Origin of the sequence: Pseudomonas sp. SID14000, from assembly GCF_002165135.1 — a bacterium.
Classification (GTDB): Bacteria; Pseudomonadota; Gammaproteobacteria; order Pseudomonadales; family Pseudomonadaceae; genus Aquipseudomonas.
On sequence record NZ_NFZQ01000077.1, the window covers coordinates 1 to 609 of the forward strand.

The 609-nt window shown below is 70.0% G+C and carries 1 protein-coding gene; it reads right to left on the minus strand.

The features are described 5' to 3' along the window. Window positions 1-609: alpha/beta fold hydrolase (locus CAY82_RS27445; protein ID WP_140399161.1), on the minus strand; the 609-nt coding region annotated here is incomplete at both ends.

The following is a 609-nucleotide window of genomic DNA, read 5'->3' on the forward strand; positions in this document are numbered from 1 at the left end:
CCGAGCAGGTCCCAGTTGCTGAGCTTGGTGCCGTCGGACGGGTCGACCAGAGTGCCGGCGTCGGCCTTCGCGAGCACCTCGGCGTACACCTTGGAGACGTCCTGGCCCTGCAGGGCGCAGTTGGGGCTCTTGCCGCCGCAGTCGACGAACTGCTGGAAGGAGTCCTCGGCGAAGCCGCTCTCGCTGAGCTGGAAGCGCCAGGTGTCGAGGCTGTGGTCCATGTTGCCGTCGTTGACCATCGTGCGGATCCGCTGCGGGAACAGCTCGGCGTACATCTGGCCGGTCAGGGAGCCGTACGACGCGCCGTACCAGTTGAGCTTGTCGGCGCCGAGCGCGGCGCGGACGGCGTCGAGGTCGCGGGCCACCGAGATGGAGTCGACGTGGTCGTAGAGCGGGCCGGTCTGCTGCTTGCAGTCGGCGGCCAGCTGGCGGTTGAACTGCACCAGCGCCGTGTACTCCGCCTTGGTCCGCGGCAGCACCGTGTCACCGGGCTGGCCGAGGGCATCAGCCGAGCAGACCACTGGGTGGCCGCGCGCGACGCCGCGGGGGTCGATGCCGATGATGTCGAAGGTGCGCAGGCCCTCCGGGCTGAAGATGCCGCCCGCGCTG